Genomic DNA, 18,929 nt, shown 5'->3' with positions numbered 1-18,929 from the left:
ACAACGAATGAAGTCGTTCATCGCGTCGTCGGCACCCACCGCCGCAGAGATTGGCCGCGGGTTCGCGCCCGAGACCGTCAAGGACAAGGAAGGGTGGGGTCGCAAGCTGGTCCGCAAGTTCGTCGGTCTCGGCGATCTGGTCCGCAACGACGACGGCACCGTGTCCCTGCCCCGCCGTCATCTGCGCGTCGCCCAGGAGTTGCTTCAGGTGATCATCGGTGATGGGGCGCTGCCGGGACCGCACGACTACAAGGCGCCCCACGCGAACCGCGGCACCCCGCCGCGCCCGCACTATTCACGCTACAGCCGCAAACCACGCGCATTCCGCGCATAATCAAGAGGACCATAGGAACATGGCAACGAAACTTGACGGACAATTCACACCGGGCGGTCGCCTCGTGATGGGGAGTCTTACCGAACGTGACGAGAAGGATTACGACGGCAACGTCATCCCCGATGACAAGCGCCGGTATTTCTTCGGCGTCGCGGTGCCGAAAGACACGCCCGGTGTCGCCGAACTGATCAACTCGATATGGCAGGTGGCCGCGACCGACTACGCCCAGGTGCCGCTGGTGATGAACCAGATCAACCAGGGTCTTGCTGCCAAGGATTTCGCTTGGAAGATTCAGGACGGTGACATCCAGACCTACGACAAGAAAACCGGTCAGCCGCGCGACATCCCCGACTACCTGAAGGGCTGCTACATCTTCAAGTTCTCGACGCAGTTCGAGGTTGACGCCTGCGACCTCAACGGCAACCAGATCAACCGCGCCGACATCAAGCGTGGCGACTATGTGGACGTCATGTTCAACTGCATGGTCAACGGCAAGATGGACGATACCGCCGGTGTCTACATGAACCCGGTCGCCATCCGTCGCCTTGGTTACGGTGATCCGATCGCAACCGGCATCAGCGCGTCGCAGGCGTTCGCCGGTCGTGCAGCGGCAGCGATGGGTACGCAAATGCCCACAGCGGCCGGGGCAACCCCACCCGCGACCGGTGGTGGCGGTATGCCGGGAAACCCTGCACCGGCCCAGACACCCACGGCATCTGCCGGTGGCGGAATGCCGGGGGCTGCCCCTGCGGCGCAGACTTCATCCCATTCTAACGTGCAGCCGCACACCGGGATCCTGAACGGTCCCGCTGGCATGCCGGGGATGTGACGCAACCGGGCGGGGCTTCACGGTCCCGCCCACCACCAAAACAGAGGTAACAAATTATGGAAACGCCTTGGTATTTTGTCGGTGAACCGACGGTCGGCAAGTGGTTCGGATACATCCTGTTCGAGCATCTGCCGGCAATCCTGTCGATCCCGCCGCTCCTGATTATCGTGGCGCTCGCCCTCCAATACTTCATTCACAGAGGAAAACGCCATGAAACGACTCCTACTTTCCGCTCTCGCCGCGCTCATCGCACAGACGACGACAGTCAGCGCACAGGATAACTGTGCCCCACGCGACGATGTCATCGCGCACCTGGCCGGCGAGTACGGCGAAACCCGCTATTCCCTCGGGCTGGAATCGCGTGGCCTACTCATGGAGTTGTTCGTCAACAGGACAACAGGGACGTGGACACTCACCGCGGTTGCTCCGTCGGGAATTGCGTGTCTGGTCGCGTCTGGTGACGCATTCCAGAGCGTCGGCGGTGACACATGACTGATCGGCAAGAGGACGCGCTGCGTCAGCTTCAGGACGCGCACGGGCGCGGGGTCGTTCTAAGCGTGCGTGTCGGTGACGCGCTCGTAGACCTCGGTCACGCCAAGCGCACGGGAACCACGGGGCACGGCAAGGGACGTGCGGAATACAGGGCGGTGTGAACATGAACCCGAGAACCGAAACGATAGCCTTCCGAATTTGGGCGTACTGCACGCCCGTCGGATGGGACCGGACGATACAGCAAATTGCCGATGATCTGGATGTATCATTCCACACAGTCAACAACATATTGCGTGCGAGGGGATGGTCACACCGCGTCCGTCGACTCACGCGCGATTACCATGACTTCGCTCCCAGATGACCAACGACTTCATCTATGACATCGAGACCTACGTTAATATGTTCTCGTGCGACATCACCCACGTTGATACGCGGACTCGATGGGTATTCGAGGTCTCCGACAGGCGCGATCAATCGCGGCATTTCTTCGACATGCTGTTCTGGTTGAAACAGACCGACTCGCGCCTGTTCGGCTACAACAACGAGGGGTTCGACTGGCCGGTGTGCCAGCACCTTGCGGACGTCTTCGCTGCACAAGGGTTCTTCACGGCACGCGACGCCTACGACAAGGCCCAGGCGATCATCGACGGCGACCGGTTCGCGCACACCGTCTGGCCGCGCGACCGGCTGGTGACGCAGGGCGACCTCTACAAGATTCACCACTTCGACAACATGGCGCGAAGCACGTCGCTGAAGAAACTGGAAATCAACATGCGGTCGGCGCGTGTCGTTGATCTGCCGTACTCCCCGCACGAGCCGCTGACGTCCGAACAGATGGACGAGGTCATTGCCTACATGTGCCACGACGTCGGCGAGACGTTGCGCTTCTACGAGCATTCGCGCGATCAGATCAAGTTCCGCGATGACCTGGCGCTGAAGTACCCCGACCTCGGCGACGTGCTGAATTTCAACGACACCAAGATCGGCAAGAAATACTTCGAGCGCGAACTGGAACGCAGGGTTCCCGGCAGTTGCTATGTCAAGGTGAACGGTCGCCGCCAGGTGCGCCAGACCATCCGCGATCGCATCGCACTGTGCGACGTCATCAGTCCCAAGGTGATGTTCACACGGCCCGAGTTTCAGCGGATCCTCGACTGGTTGAACAACCAGGTGCTTGAGCGTGCGGAAATCGACGGGATGCGGACGGGCGACGTCGAGACCAAGGGCGTGCTGAAGGACGTCGGCGCGGTGATCGACGGGTTCGGGTTCGACTTCGGGACCGGTGGTATTCACGGTTCCGTCAAGGCGCAGACGGTGCGTGCCAGCGAGACGCACGACCTGATCGACGTCGATGTCGCGTCCTACTATCCGAACCTCGCTATCAGCAACCGGTGGTTCCCCGAGCATCTGTCAGAGGCGTTCTGTGATATCTACTCGGACGTCTACGAGATGCGCAAGACGCACAAGAAAGGCACGGCAGAGAACGCCATGCTGAAGTTGGCGCTCAACGGGGTTTATGGTGACAGCAACAACAAATATTCGCCGTTCTATGATCCGCAATACACCATGTCGATCACGGTCAACGGCCAGCTATATCTCTGCATGCTGGCAGAATGGTTGCTCGCCAAGACCGGCGGGTCGATGGTGCAGATCAACACCGACGGTCTGACGATGCTGGTGCCCAAGATGCACCGGCAGAATTTCAACGACACATGCGCGGCTTGGGAACGACACACCGGCCTTGAACTGGAACATGTCGATTACAGTGCGATGCACATCCGCGACGTGAACAGCTACATTGCGGTCAAGATGGATGGGTCGGTGAAGCGCATTGGCGCCTATGCGCACGAGACGCCCCACGATAACCCGTACACGCGCGAACGCCAGTGGCACCAGGATCATAGCGCACTTGTGGTACGGAAAGCCGCAGAGGCTGCGCTTGTTCACGGAGTTGACGTCGCGGAATTTATCAAGTCGCACACGAATCCGTTTGACTTCTTGATTTCGATCAAGGTGCCGCGCACGTCAACATTGACTCTGGGTGACGAACCGATCCAGAACACGACTCGATATTATATATCAACCGTCGGTTGTTCTCTGACAAAAACGATGCCGCCGTTGAAGGGCAAGACTGAACCGCGCAAATTCGCCGTTCAGAAGGGTTGGAATGTGACCATTTCGAACGATGTGGAGGCGTTTGATTGGTCAAATGTGAACTGGCTTTACTACATCGAGGAAGCCAGAAAACTACTAATCTAGATATTGTGGAATCAACAGGAGGGATATATGAGCGTATTGGAGGAATTGCAAAAACAACTCACGGAAAACCCGAAGTGGCATTGTTTCACGATCGGGAAGTGCACGATGACAAAAACACCGGGCTTCTTCGCAATGATCTTCGAAGCCAACAACGTCACATGTGTCAGCAGGGAAGGGTCAACCCCACAGGAGGCGGCAACAAACCTCCTGCGATCAATTCAAACGCCGCGCAAAATGCCGGGAATGTAAGGATGACTGAAATGACTGAACGTATTGCGGCAATCGCGCTGTTCGAGGACCGACTGAACAAGATGACGGTCGGGGAAATGAATGCGGCATTGGGTTTCGTGAACGAAGAAATCGCGGACAAAGAGGCGTGGCGTGACGCATTGATCGCTTGCCTGTCACTCAACACGGAGGTTGCAGCATGATCATCGGACTCTGCGGATACGCCAGTTGCGGCAAGACAACCGTATCAGACCGCCTGATAATGAAGGGGTTCCGGCGTCGCAAGTTCGCGGCACCCATCAAGAACATGCTGCGGTCGTTCCTGCGCGACCAGGGCGTGAGGGACGGCGTCATCGACCGGATGATCGAGGGCGACCTGAAGGAAACCCCATCGCACTTCCTGAACGGCAAGTCGCCCCGCTACGCCATGCAGACCCTGGGCACCGATTGGGGTCGGGCGCTGATCTGCGAAGACCTCTGGTGCGACGCGGCGACGCGCGATCTGCAACCATACGACAACGTGGTCTTTGACGATGTCCGGTTCTTCAACGAAGCTGACGCAATCCGAAAGGTCGGTGGGAAAATCATCAGGATCAATCGCACTGACGTCGGCCCGGTGAATGATCACGCCAGCGAAGCGCCGCCCTGGGCCGATGCGGACGTCACAAATGATGGGTCAGTGAGCGACGTGACAGACCGGATCCTGCACATCGTCAAAACCATTCCGTGAACCGCGCATCCTGGCCGTCGAACGGGCAATGTACGAACGCCTCGACGGCCTGCCGCCCGACGTAACCATTGCGGTCGTGCCAGCCGTCAGGCGCCGACGGAGACCGGACATACTCGATGTGGCAGTTGTCGCCTTCCATCGACCCCGCGGCCGACTTGATCACCGTCATTCCAATGTGGTCCTTCTCTCGGGACTGCGACCGAACCCCGAGCGATTTGCGTATCTTGTGGTGGTAGTGGTGGACGTACCAGTAGAGATGACGCGCCTCGGACATGTGCGGACGGACCTCGCTCGTCATGATTGGCAACAGGTCCACCTCTCTCGCCCCGTCACCGTGCGTGAAGCCCATGATGTTCCCGCCGAACCGGACGTACTTGCGGTGCCGCTCGCTGACCGCGTACTCGCTGACATCGACGTTCGGATGATCGTGGAACCACGCCCGTATGAACTGCGCGATGGTGAACCCGAGAACCCAATCGTGATTTGACGGGTTGAAGATCACGCGCACCCCCAGACCCATCTCAAGCGCCATTGTGATGACGCGGACATAGGCGACCTGTGCCGCCCGGTGGATGGTGAAGATGGTGCCGTCCACGTCCTGCGGCGTCCCGCTGGTGGTGGTTTTCTTCGGCGTGTCGATGTGCGCGATGTCGTTGCCGATCACCAGCAACACGCTTGTCGCCCCGTTCGCCACGCCCTTCTCGATCAGCATGCGGCACCCTTCGACCAGGCGATGCTCTGCGATCTGACTGTCGTAGCGAACGCCGGTCTCCGACTCGACGCACAGTTTGCCAATGTGGACATCCGCCGGATCCAGAACCAGCAACTTGCCGACCGACTCCTTGAATCGCTTCGGCAGCTTCACGGTCATGTCGGACTTCAGGTCGCCGATTGTGCTGCGGATGTGTTCGAGGAACGACGGGAACTCGGTCGCCGCCGGCTTGAGCATGACCGAGTAGTTTTTCGTCTTCGCCCAGACCAGCCCCGGCACCATCTCGGCACCGACAGCGTCCATCCCGTCGGCAACGGCCGGGTCGAGGTCGAGCCGGTACATCAGCGTGGTCCGGGGGATACCTGTCGCCCTTGCCGCTGCGCGGATGCTGCCGTGTTCCGCGACGAGACGTCTCGCCGCCTCGATCTTTGATCTGGTGTTTTCTTGCATGGTCACACTCCCGAATAGGTCGTGAAAAACGTGTCGATTTCCGCATCGGTCTTGCCCTCGGCTGCCGCGAGCGCCACAACAAGCGGGTCCATGCGAACGGCCTCCGACATGCGCAGCATCCGCGCCCGCGCCGCAAACTGTGCGGGTGCTGGCAGCGTTCCGACCAGCGCCACCGCAGAGGCAGGCAGGGCATTGCCGGTGAGCCATGCATCGCCTTCGGCCTCGGTGATCCATCCCTCTGTCACCAGGCCGATCAAAAGCTGCGAAAATGTCAGCCTCATCTGCACCCGCACCGTGGCCATCTGCGCGGAAACTTCGGCGTCCTTGCTGGCCTGTGATCTGTAAATCGTCGTCATGTGACTGTCAGCCTCCTGATGGATGGGACAGCGGGCAGGGGCGACACGACCTCGACGCGATAAGCGCCGGCGTCGGGCAGCGTGTAGGTCGCGGTCCACCCGTCAACACCGGCGGTCTCCGTGACCATGACCTCGAACCCATCATCGATCGTGACGACAGTGCTGGACATGCACGGTGGAATGTCCACGGTATTACCAGTGACCACCGGTTCCGGTGACTGAGGGCGCTCGACCAGAAGCCCGGCACCATCGACCATCAGGCGGGCAAAGCCCCTGATCGAAGGCGGCACTAGCGTTCCGATTTCACCCGGCGCAGGGTCGAACGGCACCGGAACCGCCGGGACAACTTTCAGCCAGTGATCGTCAGGCTGAACCGAGCCGGAAACCACCGACATGACAAGCCCATTCTCTATCTCAACCCATATCATCGCGTCACGCCCCACACTTCAAAATACTGATTTTGTTGGTAGAAATTGCCCGGATACTGATGTGTATGGTTGATCTGGAACTGTATGAGGTCGGCTCGCGCCGCAACAACACCCGCAACCCGCAATGGGTAGAATATCGACGGGGTTGCAATGGAATTGTTGCCACCAACGGTCTCGTAACTCGTCCACTGACCGTTCCTGAAATACCTGACACGAATCGCCACCGTAGTTTGCCCGGTGTTATCGGCTGTGACTTCCTCATCCAGACCAAACACGAAAACCGTGGCGTCATTCGTTGCGATTGGTGGAAATGTGATGCTGTGTGTCGGATAGAACGTAAAAACGTCCTGTCGGTCCGAGACAGCACCATCAACTATGCTGTTACGCACGATCAGTCTGTTGAGAACGGCGTCGTTCTTCGAGAAGGCGTATCCGACCGTTCCGGCGTCGGTTATGTTCTCGCCGTTCTCAGAAAACGTGCCGTCGAACCCACCGCCCGCGATGTTGTTCCCGAACACAGCAAGGCCGGCAACCGCAAACGACGCCGAGTCCACGAGGTTTGCCGTGAACGACCCGACCTGTAGACGGTCAGCGGCCATTGTCCCGACCTTGACGACGTCGCCCATGAGTTCGAGCAAACTGCCGGTGCCGTCGGGACTGGTCCACGATGACGCCTTGAACCCGGCAATAGCGCCGCCGCTGGTCGTCACGGTCAGTCCCGAGAACGCAGACGCGAACCCATCCATGTCGGACTTCGCCGAGTTCAGCGAGGTGATCGTGGCCGACGTGCCGCCCGCATCGACGTTCAACTGCGTCATGAACGTGCCGAACGCCGTGCCGGTCAGCGCGTCCAGATCGAGACCCTTGATTTCCGTGACGGACCCCTGAAGGTCGGCAATCTCGGGGAGGTCGGCAGCTTCGGCGGCGATCTGGATGTTCACACGGGCGACCTGTGTCCCGTCGCCATTCTGGTCGTCGTCACCAAAGATCGCCAGGTAATCCGGTCCACCGTTGCCGGCGGTCGGAACCCCAAAGAAGAAATAGAACCATTCCCAGGACGTCTGTAGATCCGCGTCGGCCTGCAAATACCCCGAGTTGCCCGCGTCGGCGGTGCTGTATGCGATGCCGAACCGGGTTGACGGCGCGGACACGGGTGCGCGGGCAAGAATGCTGATCTTGACCCGCCGCCCCGAGAATTGCCGCGCCTTTTCCTCGTCTATCTCGATCACCGCGCCGCCGTTCGTATTGCCCGATGTGACGCGCGTCCCCGCGGCCTCTGTGACAATGATGGTGTCGGGCTGACCAACCGCCGCAGCGCCCGACAGCGTGGTCGAATTGTTCTCGAACAGTTTCGTCAGGTCGTCCAGTATCACGTTCAGCCCGTCCGATTCCCCGCGCAACGATGTGACCTCGGCAGCAAGCGTCTCGCTGACTGTCGTGATCGCGCCGCCGGGGCCGGTCAGCGCGAGGATTTCCTGATCAGCGTATGCCTTCGCCGAGGTCTCCGCAGCCGCGATGCCCGACACGTCCCGCAGGTCCAAGTTGGCCCAGAATATATTCTGTGTCGTCCCGCTGACACTGGACCGCAACACCGGTGTCCACTGTCCCACGTCTGACGGTAGCGTTATCTGGACGCTGAATTGCGCCCAGCCCTGCACACCCGCATCTCGTATCGTGATGTCGGTGTTGTCGATAGTAATGCCGTCAGTGCGTTGCGTGCGAATTCGAATGATTGCGTCACCAGTGGCGTCCTCGGTCAGCACCCAACCCGACCATTCCATGACTCGATCCGCCATGCCCGCATCAACACGGAGACCTCCGTCCTGCACACCCTGGTCGTCCATGCGCAGAGCGTGGGTGATGCCTGCGGGGAGTGCTGGCGTGGTGCTGGTGACAATGGTGTGATCGGCGGGTGTCCAGTCACCGGATCCATCCGCGAAATCCCTGACCGACAGGAAACTCGCCGCGCTGTTGAACTCGCTGCGTAGAATGTTGGCGGTGCTGGTGATCTTCAGGTCGCGGGCTTCAGCCTCGTCGGCGAACCCGTCAACCAGGTTCCCGACGAAGCCTGCGGTCAAATCAGTCAGGGCGGTCTCGACTCCCGCCGCCGCGGCGATGGTGTCAGCGATGGTGGTCTCAAGATCGTTGGATCCGATACGGGTGTCGGGCGATGTGACCGTCAGCCACGAGGTCCAGTCGAGCGGACGATATGTGCGCGTGATGTACCGGGCGCGGACCTCGTATTGAGTGTTCGGGATGATACCGTCGGTAATGACTGCGGACCCGTCGAGCGGCGTGTCGCAACGATGCGTCGGCACGGCGGCGCCGGTCATCTTCACACGGGTTTGGAACTTCAGCGCAATCACGTCGTCGTCAATGTCTGTGGACCACGTCGCCTGGATACCGGGGCGACGTGCGTTCCCGTCCGCATCCGTCGCTGACACCGGTGCCACGGCGAACCCCGGCACGTCCTGTGTCGGGATGACGACATCAAGCGATGGTGCAGCGGGTTGCGTGAAGTCCACGGCAGTATTGAAATCGTAGTCCGTCGGGTCAATCTCGGTCAGGTCAAGGATGACGTCGGCGGCGACGGTGTCGATCACCCCATCGACGCGGAACTGCTTTGAGACATAGCCGTTGCGTTCACTGGTCCACTCGATCACATCGCCCGGTTCGAGCGCCCAGAACTTCGGGGGCAGCGCGATCGTGTGACGCCGCGCACGCCGCGCCTCGTTGAGCGCCGACTTCATCAACCGCTGGACCTGTTCAGGGTACGGCACGAGGTCGAAGTCCACACTGACCAGCAATCGACGGTCGCCGTCCTCGGCCTCGTAATCTGGCCGATACAGCGGCGGTGCCGACTCGACTTGCCATGCCGCATTGGGCGCGGGGTATTTGGCTGACACGCCGTTCACCGTGTCGGCCAGACCAAACATCGGCGTGAACATCTGTCCCTCGGTGGACAGAATATCATCGTCGGTGAACGACATGACAGTCGAACCCGGCACGCCGACGTGCAACTTGTAGACACCACCAGCGTCGGACAGTCGGCCGTTACATGCGGTCAGGAGTGCGGTGATCACATCGGCCGCTGATGCATTGACCGGTATCTCGCCGCCCGACCGGAATCGGGGTTCCGCACCGCTGTCACCCGTCACCGTCTCCTTGCATTTGTTGATCTGGTCGATCCAGTGCGCGGCGGGAAGCTGCGCCTCGGTCACGTCCTGAAGCCCATAGAACCACTCACCGTCGTAGGTGATACCGCGCAGTATGTTGTAGAGTTGGACCGCGGTGCATGTGCTGGACTCCCAGGTCGTCGGGTCGTTCCATCGGTGCGTTCCGCTGCCGCCGGCGGTCGTATCTTTCGAGATGTCGTAGAGCGGGGCACCCGTCAGTTCGAACAGCACCTTGGGGATGCCGTTGGGAAAGAAGTCTTGCGACACATAAGCGTAGACCACGGCGTAGGCGGTGCCCTTGCCGACGGCGGTGCTGGCCCACGGACGACTGGATCCGCCGAACAGGCTGGTCAGTACGGAGTCGGCTGCGGTCTGCGTGCCGTCGAAAAACTCGACCATCAGGTGATTGCCTGGGACGTTCGAGGACTGACCGGGCGTGGTCTGGAAACCGCTCACCGCCCTGCGACCGTCGGCGCCCGCCGGCATGAGAGTCCGCTTGACGCCGTTGACCCATACGTCGTTGATGCCTGTGATCGGGATGTCCGACAGCGTCACGACCCACCACAGCGCGGCGTTCGGGGAGTGCCCCGCCGACGTGTTGGTATATGCGAGCGTCCCGGCGGTGGCGTACTCGCCGATGCCGAAACTCTGCGGGATGTTGGCGCCACGGTCCATTCGACCACGCACTGAAAAACTGGCGTCCGATTGTTGGTTCCCCGCCAACTTCTGAATCAACAGGGACGCACCAATCGACAGCGCCGTGCGTAGCAGGAACCCACCGATCACGGTGGACGAAATGCTCGCAAAGAACCCGCCGACCGCTGTCACTACCGCTGTCGCTACCGCAGAGAAAAATGCCATAGCCTAGAGTCCCTTCACATGTCGTGTCTCGATCGGGGCGTACCCCGCGCGACGATAGATGACGTCGGTGCGCGACCCGGCCAGCGCCACCATCCCGAGATGGTCACACCCAATCCGCACCGCCCATTTCTCATAGGCGTTGAGCATGGCCGCGGCGTGTCGCCCGCGATGTTCCGGGTCGATCCACCAGGCGAGTTCGTCGGCGATCATGACGGGCGCGAGGGGCGACCGGGCGGCGACCGCACACAACATGCCCCGAGCGGACCCATCGACGTCGAGAATGAGCGACAGGGTCGCGGAGTTGACCATGTGTGCGCGGATCGAGTCGGCGACATAGACGGGGTCGAACGGCAAGCCGGTGCCGCTGGCAGCGACGAACTCGCCGGCCATTCGAACCATCTCGGGGATGTCGCGGCGTTCCGCTTTTCGGATCAACTCGACCAATTCACTTCCCATGTACCGACGGCAGCGGCGTGCAGCCTGAAGGTATCCGTTGGGTCGCGGCGACGGGTGTCGGCGTCGGACCTGGTTGCGGGATTGCTGCGACTCATCTCTTGCGAGTGGCTGACACAGGTGAGGTCCGCGCTGCCGATCTGGTTCTCGGCCGGCGTCGGTATTGACGCCTCGTCAATAAACCCGACGAACCTGGGAACCGCCGCAGATATTTGCTGCATTGACGGTGTGAACATTCCACGCCAGACCTCGATCCGCGCCTGACGGATGTCGTAGGCGCGGATCAGGTCGTTCGCATCCGCCAGGTGGCTCAACGACACGGTCACTGACTGCACGGTCATGTTGGCTGTCATCGGGACCGGGGAGATTTCCACCAGTCCACCGGCACCGACGAACGTGCGCGACACGGGCGACCCGGTCAGCGGGTCGATGACGCTCGCCGAGATGGTGCCGATGCCTGACCACATCCCGTAGGGTACGGGTGTCTGGTCAACGCGGTCACGCGCGATGATCCAGACGAAGTCGCGCATGGTAATTGCGCGTGCCTCAAGTGCCGCCTGAACGGATGGATCCAGAACCCTCATTCGATCACCTGCGTTGCGGAGAACACGATACGCTCGTGCAATGCACTGGCCGGGACGCGCTGCACGCTGTCCTTGTCGATCATCCACCGGGCGCAGGGGTAGCGAAGCGTGACCGGGTCGCCAACGCTGATAGACACCGGAACGAACGGTGCGACGGTGAACTGCGCGACCTCGCCCGTTCCGTCGGCCGACTTTGTTTCCACGACCTTCAGGAGATTCAGGTTCACCCCGTCATCGACGCTGATCCAGTCACCTTTCGTCAGTACGAATCCGACCGGGACGCCGATGATCTGCATACGCTCCATGTTCGGCGAGATGAACGACACCGTTACGCCTGTGAGCGCCGAGACCTTGTCGGACGCCGGCAGCGGGTGGCGCGGGTCGTACCCTTCAAAGGTCTTAACGCCACCTTGAAGCGACAAAAGGTCCGCTTCGACTTCGCCGGCTTCTGCGGTTCGAATCGGGATCGTCGCATAATTTGCCTTCCACAATAGCGGCCCGATGTTCTTCACGATGGTCACACCGCCAGCCGTGCGGCTGACCTCCTGGCGCCACATGGGTTTGAACGGTTCTGTCTGCGGGCTGAAATCAAGGCCGGTGAGAATGTCGGTGCGCGGGAACGTCAGAGCCATTAGAGCATCCTCCGCTTCCGCGCCGTGTTGACTGTGCCGATGACGCGGCTTTCAAAGTCGGCGTTGGCCTTGATCAGCGCGTTCTCGATCCGCGCCACAGCACCAGCGTCGGCGCCGCGTGCGTCGATCTGCGGGGAGTAGACGACGGACTGACCGCCACCCGAGGACTGACCGCGCGTGTGGTCGATGACGGTCTCCCGCGGGTGCAGCATCGCCATGAACCCACCCTGCCCGTCGAGACCGCCAGACCGCGACCCGTTACCGGTGTACCCGCCGCCAGCGAACGACAGCCCGACGCTGCCCATGCCCACCTGAATGCCATTGGTGATCGCCCCGGCGATCGAGTTGAACACGGGCGTCATCAGAATCTCGATGATCTTTTTCAGGATGCTCGCCAGGATGCTTTTCGCGGCGTCGCCGAACGACGCGGTGCCGTCGGCGAGCGACTGGAACGCGGACATCATGGACGAACTGATCGAACTGGCCGTGTCCTCGAACACTTTCTTGATCCGATCGGCCTCGTCCTTCAGTTCCTTGAGCGGGCTTTTACCACCACCGCCCTTGCCGTCCTTGTCGCCGCCCTTGCTCCAATCGGGCAGCGCGGAATTGACGTCGCCAGCGGCGATTGCAGCTTTCAGGCTGGCCCATGCGTCCTTGATGCCCTCGGTGGACGACTTGATCTGTTCACCACCTTGTTTGATCCGCGCCACGGCGGTCGTGAACAGGGAGTCGGCGGCGCTGTTGAGTTTCCCGGCGACGTTGGACTCGCCCATGATAGCGAACCCGAGGCTCTTGCCGAAGTCGCTGCCGGCGATTGCGTTCCAGGTCGCGGCCATGCCATTGGCGACGGCGTCCCATGCCTTCGCAATCTCGGCGAACGCCTTGACGAACGAGCCGTTGATTGCGGCCGCGACACCCGCCATGATATTGAACAGCCCTTGCGCCACCTTGCCCATGCCGACGAAGATGGACTTGACCAGCGACCCCAAGAGACGCATGGCATTGCCGAACCCGCCCGCGCCGCGCGTGAGCGTGACGAACCGCTCGATCAGGTAGGCCAGACCGATCACCAGCAACGGGATACCCAGGCGCATGAGCGCGACCCGCAGGACGTTCATTGCGGCGCTCAATGTGATCGTCGCCACGGTCATCGCCGCAGCGGACGTCCCACCCAGAACGAAACTCATGTGCGTTGCCAGCATCGCCGCACGCAGGGCGTTCGTGCTGAACGCGGCGACAACCATCGCACTGACGAACTTGGTCAGGAAGAACGACGCGACGAGGCTGGCGGCAATGATGATGACGTCCAGGTGCGCGACGACGAACCGCGCCATGTCGGCGAACACGCCGATCACGCTGCCGATCACATCGACCAGTCCACGGAAATCATCTTCAAGGGCGCCGAGGTACGGATAAAGCTGGTTGATAGCCACACCGCTGCGCGTGACCGCGATCGCAAGGGATCCGAAGACCGCAAGCAATGCCGCCATGATCGCGCCCGCCGGCCCGAAGAACTGCAACATCTGCCCACCCTGTTGGGTGAACGCTAGCATCGCGGACTGACCGCCGGCGACCTGTGTTGCGAAGTCCGTCATCTGGAAACCGAACTGTTGGACCATCCGACGCTGTGCGTTGAGACCGGCGTTCCACGACTTCATCGGTGCTTGCGCAGAGTTCGCGGCCTTCTTGACGGACGCCATGCCCCGATTGAACGAGTTGAACGCCGGTTGCGCGGCGTTCGTCGCAGACAGTTTGAAATTAACGCCCCGAAGACTGCTCATCTTGTCGTCGCTCCATTAGTGCGGAGAACGCGAGCCAATCGCGGACTTCCTGGATCGGCCAATTCTCGACTTCCTGGACCCGCATCTTCAGCTTCATCGCAATGGCGAAACAGGCGGTGCGAAGCGGATCCTCGTCTAGTTTTTTATGTCGGTTTCCAGGTCGTCCTCGGTGTACTCGTCCATCTGATCGCCAAAGAGGGCGCCGAATATCTCACCGAGTTTGTTGGTCCCGATGTTCATCAACAGGTTCTTGTCCCGCACGTCGAACGCCTTGTCGTCGTTCTCGTCCAGGCACTTCAGGATCACCATTTCGACCATGCCCTCGGGCGACGGGTTCTGTGCGAAGTCGGGGAACTTGCGGCTGATGCGGCTGATGTCGGCAGACGTGATCGGCTTGGCGAACAGGTTTGCGTCGATACCGCCGAGTTTCCCCGACCATTCGGTGTTCTCGTAGGAACCGATTTCCGCCTTCAGCGCGTTCGTGAACCGTCCCATTACGACACCACGCTCTTGACGAGCGCACCGTCGCCGGTCAGTTCGATGCTCGACTCAATGATGTTGTCGTGCGCCTGTTGGCGACCGATGCTGGTCACGAGGGCGCTGCCGGTTTCCTCGACCAGACCGGTGGTGTTCCCGGCGGGGTAGAAGATGACCGCGACCTTGGTGCCGACCACGAGTTCACCCTGGCCCGCGTCGAGCGGATCCCAGAACATCGCGCCGGTTGCCTTCCAACTGGTTTGCGTGGAGTCGACGCCGGTCCAGTCCGTCCCCATCGTGGACGTATCGACCTCGTTCGAGGTCTCGGTGACTTCCATCGACTTCAATTCGCCGACGACCTCGCCACCTACGGAAAGAACGCCGCCTTTGCCTTTTGTCGTCGCCATTGTCAGTTCCTCGCTATTTCGGGATTTGTCTTATCAATACGGTATTCAACGTCATAGCGCAAGATTATTGCGCCGATTGCGCTCGCAGAGTCAGAATCTTCCGCGAAATTGACCTGCACAAGTTCCGGTTCTTCTTCCAGGAGGCTCGACCAGTCGCGCTGTTCGATGATTTGCGTCAACAAAACTTCGTCGTTGTCGAGCGCGTCGTCCAGTGCGTCCTCGGCGTCGCTGCGCTGCACACGGATGTAGAGCGACGCAATGTGCGTCCGGTCATCACCCATCGTCTGTTGCGAGATGTTGACGTTGTTGATGTGGATATCCACAATGGCCTTGGCGCGGTCGTGGTTCCGCTTGAACTTGCGGGAACTGAACACCGCGTAGCCGGTGGCGGGCAGGTTCGCTGCCAGTTCGGTCTTGAACGCTTCTCTGATTTGCGTTCGGACGTGTGCCATCAGACGACCTCTAGGTGAATCTCGATCACGCCCGTTCCGTCGTCGGACCAGTGCTTGACCGTGTAGTTGACGCCACGGACGACCATCGGGTCGCCGTCGGCAATGCCAAGAAACTTCGCGGACTGTCCGGTGATGACGGACTGGTGCATGATTTCCCCGACGCCCTCGCCGAGTTCGACGGCGACGTCCTCGTCATCGAAGATGCAGCCCGAGACCGGGCAACCCTTCCACGTCACAGCGAAATCCGCCTCGCCGAAATCCGACGAGGCGAATACTGCCGACAGGTCGCTCTCGATGAACGACCCTGCCATTTACTTGCTCGCTGCGGGCATTTCCGCCTTGGCGGGTGCCTTCGGCTTGCCGACGGGCTTGTCGGTTTCCTCGACACGCGCGGGGCGCATGTTCGCAAGGTTCTGCCAGTCGCCTTTCGACGCGAAGTCGCTCTTGGCGACGACCTCACCCTCGACCACTTTGACACCGCGCAGGCGGAAGTCGGTGATCGCAATGACGTTCGGTTTCTCTTTATCAGCCATCTCGGCCTCCAATTTTGATGTTCACAGGGGCGACAGGATCGTGAGACCCTGTCGCTAATTTCGTTACGGTGTGTCGTTGCCCAAGACGAAGCTGCCGACCCGGCGAACACCGAAGTCAACCGACTGGATCCCGCGCAGACGCAGACCACCGGAAAGGAACTTGGCTTCGGTCGAACGGTCGAGTTCGAGCGATCCCCAGGCACCCATCAGCATGTCCTCGAACGTGCCGGCGAATACATCACCGTCGGTGATCTGGTTGGACCGGGTGAATGGGTTGCCGATTTCCAGACCGCTTGCGTCCATCAGGAACTTGCCGGAACCGGCGTCGATCGGCGCCTTGCGCAACGCACCGCCCATCGCCGTGGTCGATACGAAGTGGGGCGTGCCGGTGTTGTTGGTGTTGGCAATCGCCGTGTCCATGTCGATCAGTTCGTTGCGTGTCGGGACCGCAGCGGCAAAGGTCACGGAGCCGATGCCGGTGGTGTTTGCCAGACCTTCGGGAACGCCGGTGAGACCGGAACCATACCAACCGGCGAGGTCGATCGCCTCGACCATTGCCGTCACCAACTGGTTCCGAACGTACATCTCGATCCCGATGGTGCTGTACTGGATCATCCGGCGGGTGATGTCGGTGTACGCAGCAACGTCGTGGACGGTCAGCGAGACCTTGCGGAACGTCGGCACGGTTTCTGCGGCGTCCGCGTCTTCCGTCCCAAGCCATGCTGCCTGTGCGTTCTGGTCGCCACCCGGCAGTTCGATGTCACCGGTGAGTCCGTCAAGGATGGTGATACCGAGTTGGCCGAGAACCAGGCGATTGCGCAGGTTGTCGATGAACCGCGACGCCAGGTGCGTAACGTCCTGGATGTTCGGGTTGCCACCAGCGGATACCGGGGCGCGAACAGCAGACGACCGGACACCTTCGATTTCGAAGTCATCCCAGGACCGCATGAGTTCAGCGGGCAGGACGAACGAACCCTTGGTGGCCTTGCCGGATTGTGCCGCGGCAGCTTCACACGCTTCCAGTTCGAAAGCAGCGCGTTCATTGTCGGTGGACGTGGCACCGTCGCGCATGGCAGCGCAGAGGTTCAGGATCGAGAACTTGCGGGTCTCCTGATCGTTCAGACCGATGTCCTCGTTGCGCAGCGCGGTCCCTTCGGGGATTTCCGAACGGGCGATGCCACGAAACACTTCGATCGACGGCGTGTTGCCAGCGCGAATTTGCGCCTCGATGAACGCCTCGCCGACGTTGCCGATGTTGTGTTCGGACGCAAGCGAGCGGATGTCGGTCAGCGCCGTTTCGAACTCGGCGGCGCGTTCCGCGTCGGTTTTGACACCGGGCATTTTGCGCTCCCCGGTCTTCGGGGCGCCTTGGATGTTGTCAGGCATGTGTGCCTCCATTTTTGGGGTTGCGGAACGCCCCATCCCGACCGTCGTGTCGGCAGGAACAGGAACAAAGGATGCCTCTGTCGGCTTCCATGACGTGACGTGGTAATCCTCGGTGCCATCGTCGCGTTTGATTTCAAGACGCTCGTAGCCGACCGACACGTTGCGGACGATTCCGTCGATCACGTCTTGACGAAGTGCTTGCGCCTCGGGACGTGAACTGAACTTTGCGCTCACATACAGGCGTTTGCCGTCGATCCACGCGCGGGTGATCACACCGACCTGTCGGGCGATACCATCGTGTCGGATGTGGTTATCCAACAGGGGCGCGTTGCCACTGTTCAACCACGTCAGGTCGATCGCTTCGCGCGTGTGGTCGAGGATTTCCACACCGTCAAAGCGACGATACGGTTCCTCGGACGACAGCGGAAAGGTGACGGTGTCACCGGATCCCGCACGGACGGCGTGATCTGACAAATGTCCACTACGATTTATAGTTGACGCGGGCATAGGTTTTCCTTAATTGCCCTTTTGTCGTAACATATTTTCGAATATTGCGCAACTGTCACCACAAACGCAATAAAAAAGCCCGCCACCGAATAACGGGGCGGGCTAGTTGAGGTAGCGGGACGCACCCCGCCGCAGGTTCATGTGGGCAGAAGTGCGCCTTTGGGCGGGTTCACCGACCAATCGAAGGGCCGTCCTTCGAGGTCGCGATTGAAGTCGAACCAATCGATCCACGCTCCGCTCGGCAGAAGATCGGAGTGATCCGCTCCCGGCCCATCCAGCAATCCCCCCGCAGCCGGGCGATAGTCCTTGGCCGCGAAATTTTCGAACAAGGCTGCGGCGGATGCGGGCGTCACGCGGGTGTTGTTGTTGGCATTCGCTGGATCCCAGAACTCGTTCGTCAAAACCGGTTCATCGTCATCTACGACAATATTGTCCTTGGTTCGCCCCACCGCCGTGTATCTGGTAAATCCCTCAGGGTATCCGGCCTCTGGGTAGGAGTTTGAGATCGGCTGGGTGTATGATCCAGTTCCATAAGGGTTGGTGCTCCCGAACGACAGGTTGCCGCAGACATGGTGCGTTGCGTTCACGGTCTTGCCAGTGATCATGCCGTTCGTCGTGTAGCCGAAGGTAGCCGAGGGAGTGAGCGGCACCGTATTGTTGAGGTAGTATATGTCTCCGCCAAACACTACATCGTCTGTAGGATCGGTGTTACCATCGTAATAGGCGGGGCGGCGTGTCCCGTTGTTCTCGATCCCGCGGTTCTGAAGTTCCGCCTCCGAGCAAATGACAAGGTTCATGCCGATCCAGAGATTCGCGCTTTCCTGATTGGTCATGCCGATGTCACCCCCGGTCATGTCGATGA

23 protein-coding genes are annotated in these 18,929 nt (G+C 60.6%); 7 read left to right on the top strand and 16 right to left on the bottom strand.

All coding sequences use genetic code 11. The features are described 5' to 3' along the window. Positions 1-7 precede the first annotated feature (7 nt). Entirely contained in the window at positions 8-334 is a 327-nt protein-coding gene (locus QO034_RS18875) for a hypothetical protein (RefSeq protein ID WP_284487092.1), read from the top strand. Between the two features lie 19 nt (positions 335-353). Then, positions 354-1,163 (top strand): ssDNA-binding protein, encoded by an 810-nt coding sequence (locus QO034_RS18870; protein ID WP_284487091.1) that lies wholly within the window; start codon positions 354-356, stop codon positions 1,161-1,163. 17 nt (positions 1,164-1,180) lie between these two features. On the opposite strand, the gene QO034_RS18865 is transcribed toward QO034_RS18870, so the two are convergent. Next, entirely contained in the window at positions 1,181-1,375 is a 195-nt protein-coding gene (locus QO034_RS18865) for a hypothetical protein (protein WP_284487090.1), read from the bottom strand. On the opposite strand from QO034_RS18865, the gene QO034_RS18860 reads away from it, so the two are divergent. The 5 genes from QO034_RS18860 to QO034_RS18840 all read left to right on the top strand — a co-directional run bounded on the left by QO034_RS18860 (position 1,374) and on the right by QO034_RS18840 (position 4,872). Continuing rightward, complete coding sequence (locus QO034_RS18860; protein WP_284487089.1) at positions 1,374-1,655, top strand: hypothetical protein; 282 nt, start codon at positions 1,374-1,376, stop codon at positions 1,653-1,655. The two genes, QO034_RS18865 and QO034_RS18860, sit on opposite strands and share 2 nt — an antisense overlap. Beyond that, positions 1,652-1,816 carry a hypothetical protein gene (locus tag QO034_RS18855; RefSeq protein WP_284487088.1) on the top strand — a complete coding sequence of 55 codons (165 nt, stop codon included), beginning with the start codon at positions 1,652-1,654 and terminating at the stop codon, positions 1,814-1,816. Before QO034_RS18860 ends, QO034_RS18855 begins: the two co-directional genes overlap by 4 nt. Positions 1,817-2,012: 196 nt before the next feature. Further along, positions 2,013-3,914 (top strand): hypothetical protein, encoded by a 1,902-nt coding sequence (locus QO034_RS18850; protein WP_284487087.1) that lies wholly within the window; start codon positions 2,013-2,015, stop codon positions 3,912-3,914. A 74-nt stretch (positions 3,915-3,988) separates the two neighbouring features. After that, positions 3,989-4,345, top strand: coding sequence for a hypothetical protein (locus QO034_RS18845; RefSeq protein ID WP_284487086.1), 357 nt, complete (start codon positions 3,989-3,991; stop codon positions 4,343-4,345). Continuing rightward, complete coding sequence (locus tag QO034_RS18840; protein ID WP_284487085.1) at positions 4,342-4,872, top strand: deoxynucleotide monophosphate kinase family protein; 531 nt, start codon at positions 4,342-4,344, stop codon at positions 4,870-4,872. Before QO034_RS18845 ends, QO034_RS18840 begins: the two co-directional genes overlap by 4 nt. Here QO034_RS18840 and QO034_RS18835 read toward each other — a convergent pair. From QO034_RS18835 to QO034_RS18765, 15 genes are all read right to left on the bottom strand, one after another. After that, the gene (locus QO034_RS18835) at positions 4,856-5,926 is read right to left on the bottom strand and encodes a hypothetical protein (protein ID WP_284487084.1); all 1,071 of its coding nucleotides are present in this window, start codon (positions 5,924-5,926) and stop codon (positions 4,856-4,858) included. The two genes, QO034_RS18840 and QO034_RS18835, sit on opposite strands and share 17 nt — an antisense overlap. A gap of 110 nt (positions 5,927-6,036) precedes the next feature. Further along, entirely contained in the window at positions 6,037-6,390 is a 354-nt protein-coding gene (locus tag QO034_RS18830) for a hypothetical protein (protein WP_284487083.1), read from the bottom strand. Beyond that, positions 6,387-6,785, bottom strand: a complete 399-nt coding sequence (locus QO034_RS18825; protein WP_284487082.1) for a hypothetical protein — start codon at positions 6,783-6,785, stop codon at positions 6,387-6,389. Before QO034_RS18825 ends, QO034_RS18830 begins: the two co-directional genes overlap by 4 nt. 29 nt (positions 6,786-6,814) lie before the next feature. Then, positions 6,815-10,855: a phage tail protein gene (locus QO034_RS18820; RefSeq protein WP_284487081.1), complete on the bottom strand. Its 4,041-nt coding sequence runs from the start codon at positions 10,853-10,855 to the stop codon at positions 6,815-6,817. A 3-nt stretch (positions 10,856-10,858) separates the two neighbouring features. After that, entirely contained in the window at positions 10,859-11,299 is a 441-nt protein-coding gene (locus tag QO034_RS18815; protein WP_284487080.1) for a GNAT family N-acetyltransferase, read from the bottom strand. Beyond that, positions 11,287-11,892 (bottom strand): hypothetical protein, encoded by a 606-nt coding sequence (locus QO034_RS18810; RefSeq protein ID WP_284487079.1) that lies wholly within the window; start codon positions 11,890-11,892, stop codon positions 11,287-11,289. The genes QO034_RS18815 and QO034_RS18810 overlap by 13 nt, the downstream gene beginning before the upstream one ends. Beyond that, a complete protein-coding gene (locus QO034_RS18805) occupies positions 11,889-12,524 on the bottom strand; it encodes a hypothetical protein (protein ID WP_284487078.1) in 636 nt (211 codons plus the stop codon). Before QO034_RS18805 ends, QO034_RS18810 begins: the two co-directional genes overlap by 4 nt. Further along, the gene (locus QO034_RS18800) at positions 12,524-14,305 is read right to left on the bottom strand and encodes a hypothetical protein (RefSeq protein WP_284487077.1); all 1,782 of its coding nucleotides are present in this window, start codon (positions 14,303-14,305) and stop codon (positions 12,524-12,526) included. The genes QO034_RS18805 and QO034_RS18800 overlap by 1 nt, the downstream gene beginning before the upstream one ends. A gap of 135 nt (positions 14,306-14,440) precedes the next feature. Further along, positions 14,441-14,800 carry a hypothetical protein gene (locus QO034_RS18795; RefSeq protein WP_284487076.1) on the bottom strand — a complete coding sequence of 120 codons (360 nt, stop codon included), beginning with the start codon at positions 14,798-14,800 and terminating at the stop codon, positions 14,441-14,443. Continuing rightward, complete coding sequence (locus QO034_RS18790; RefSeq protein WP_284487075.1) at positions 14,800-15,189, bottom strand: hypothetical protein; 390 nt, start codon at positions 15,187-15,189, stop codon at positions 14,800-14,802. Before QO034_RS18790 ends, QO034_RS18795 begins: the two co-directional genes overlap by 1 nt. A 2-nt stretch (positions 15,190-15,191) precedes the next feature. Beyond that, complete coding sequence (locus QO034_RS18785; RefSeq protein WP_284487074.1) at positions 15,192-15,641, bottom strand: hypothetical protein; 450 nt, start codon at positions 15,639-15,641, stop codon at positions 15,192-15,194. After that, a complete protein-coding gene (locus tag QO034_RS18780) occupies positions 15,641-15,952 on the bottom strand; it encodes a head-tail joining protein (RefSeq protein WP_284487073.1) in 312 nt (103 codons plus the stop codon). The genes QO034_RS18785 and QO034_RS18780 overlap by 1 nt, the downstream gene beginning before the upstream one ends. Next, positions 15,953-16,174, bottom strand: a complete 222-nt coding sequence (locus tag QO034_RS18775) for a hypothetical protein (RefSeq protein WP_284487072.1) — start codon at positions 16,172-16,174, stop codon at positions 15,953-15,955. Between the two features lie 63 nt (positions 16,175-16,237). Continuing rightward, on the bottom strand, positions 16,238-18,067 hold the full coding sequence (locus QO034_RS18770) for a phage major capsid protein (protein ID WP_284487071.1): 1,830 nt from the start codon (positions 18,065-18,067) through the stop codon (positions 16,238-16,240). Between the two features lie 137 nt (positions 18,068-18,204). After that, positions 18,205-18,929, bottom strand: a 725-nt coding sequence (locus tag QO034_RS18765; protein WP_284487070.1) for a hypothetical protein, incomplete at its 5' end; no start/stop codon positions are given.

It is taken from the genome of Sedimentitalea xiamensis, assembly GCF_030164465.1.
Classification (GTDB): Bacteria; Pseudomonadota; Alphaproteobacteria; order Rhodobacterales; family Rhodobacteraceae; genus Sedimentitalea; species Sedimentitalea xiamensis.
Note: the sequence above shows the minus strand (reverse complement) of the source record. Positions and strands in the feature narration are given on the sequence as shown.

What these genes read in the sequence shown, in the direction of transcription:
- QO034_RS18775 (WP_284487072.1), bottom strand. Translation starts at nt 16,174, where the DNA reads ATGGCTGATAAAGAGAAACCGAACGTCATTGCGATCACCGACTTCCGC.
- QO034_RS18785 (WP_284487074.1), bottom strand. Translation starts at nt 15,641, where the DNA reads ATGGCACACGTCCGAACGCAAATCAGAGAAGCGTTCAAGACCGAACTG.
- QO034_RS18855 (WP_284487088.1), top strand. Translation starts at nt 1,652, where the DNA reads ATGACTGATCGGCAAGAGGACGCGCTGCGTCAGCTTCAGGACGCGCAC.
- QO034_RS18835 (WP_284487084.1), bottom strand. Translation starts at nt 5,926, where the DNA reads ATGTACCGGCTCGACCTCGACCCGGCCGTTGCCGACGGGATGGACGCT.
- QO034_RS18805 (WP_284487078.1), bottom strand. Translation starts at nt 12,524, where the DNA reads ATGGCTCTGACGTTCCCGCGCACCGACATTCTCACCGGCCTTGATTTC.
- QO034_RS18860 (WP_284487089.1), top strand. Translation starts at nt 1,374, where the DNA reads ATGAAACGACTCCTACTTTCCGCTCTCGCCGCGCTCATCGCACAGACG.
- QO034_RS18780 (WP_284487073.1), bottom strand. Translation starts at nt 15,952, where the DNA reads ATGGCAGGGTCGTTCATCGAGAGCGACCTGTCGGCAGTATTCGCCTCG.
- QO034_RS18810 (WP_284487079.1), bottom strand. Translation starts at nt 11,892, where the DNA reads ATGAGGGTTCTGGATCCATCCGTTCAGGCGGCACTTGAGGCACGCGCA.
- QO034_RS18830 (WP_284487083.1), bottom strand. Translation starts at nt 6,390, where the DNA reads ATGACGACGATTTACAGATCACAGGCCAGCAAGGACGCCGAAGTTTCC.
- QO034_RS18865 (WP_284487090.1), bottom strand. Translation starts at nt 1,375, where the DNA reads ATGGCGTTTTCCTCTGTGAATGAAGTATTGGAGGGCGAGCGCCACGAT.
- QO034_RS18850 (WP_284487087.1), top strand. Translation starts at nt 2,013, where the DNA reads ATGACCAACGACTTCATCTATGACATCGAGACCTACGTTAATATGTTC.
- QO034_RS18790 (WP_284487075.1), bottom strand. Translation starts at nt 15,189, where the DNA reads ATGGCGACGACAAAAGGCAAAGGCGGCGTTCTTTCCGTAGGTGGCGAG.
- QO034_RS18840 (WP_284487085.1), top strand. Translation starts at nt 4,342, where the DNA reads ATGATCATCGGACTCTGCGGATACGCCAGTTGCGGCAAGACAACCGTA.
- QO034_RS18870 (WP_284487091.1), top strand. Translation starts at nt 354, where the DNA reads ATGGCAACGAAACTTGACGGACAATTCACACCGGGCGGTCGCCTCGTG.
- QO034_RS18825 (WP_284487082.1), bottom strand. Translation starts at nt 6,785, where the DNA reads ATGTCGGTGGTTTCCGGCTCGGTTCAGCCTGACGATCACTGGCTGAAA.
- QO034_RS18820 (WP_284487081.1), bottom strand. Translation starts at nt 10,855, where the DNA reads ATGGCATTTTTCTCTGCGGTAGCGACAGCGGTAGTGACAGCGGTCGGC.
- QO034_RS18770 (WP_284487071.1), bottom strand. Translation starts at nt 18,067, where the DNA reads ATGCCCGCGTCAACTATAAATCGTAGTGGACATTTGTCAGATCACGCC.
- QO034_RS18875 (WP_284487092.1), top strand. Translation starts at nt 8, where the DNA reads ATGAAGTCGTTCATCGCGTCGTCGGCACCCACCGCCGCAGAGATTGGC.
- QO034_RS18795 (WP_284487076.1), bottom strand. Translation starts at nt 14,800, where the DNA reads ATGGGACGGTTCACGAACGCGCTGAAGGCGGAAATCGGTTCCTACGAG.
- QO034_RS18800 (WP_284487077.1), bottom strand. Translation starts at nt 14,305, where the DNA reads ATGAGCAGTCTTCGGGGCGTTAATTTCAAACTGTCTGCGACGAACGCC.